Annotated in this window: 1 pseudogene; it reads left to right on the forward strand. The window is 67.8% G+C overall.

The window, feature by feature from the left end:
• A pseudogene (locus ACTFO6_RS19985) lies at window positions 1–233 on the forward strand (glycosyltransferase family 4 protein); the annotation flags it as partial.

Below are 233 nucleotides of genomic sequence, written 5' to 3' on the forward strand. Positions count from 1 at the left end.
CCGCAGGACGGTCACCACGCTGCACGGGCGGCTGGACCTCCCCGACATCCATCCTGTGTACCGGGAGTTCTGCAACATGCCGCTGGTGTCCATCTCCCACCATCAGCGACTGCCCATGCCGCCCGGCCACTGGGCGGGGACGGTCTACCATGGGCTGCCCAGGGACGTGTGCCGCTTCAACCCGGTGCCGAAGGTCGACTATCTGGCGTTCCTCGGGCGCATCTCGCCCGAGA

It is taken from the genome of Pelomicrobium sp. G1, assembly GCF_051905455.1.
In the GTDB taxonomy this organism is placed as follows: Bacteria; Pseudomonadota; Gammaproteobacteria; order Burkholderiales; family UBA6910; genus Pelomicrobium.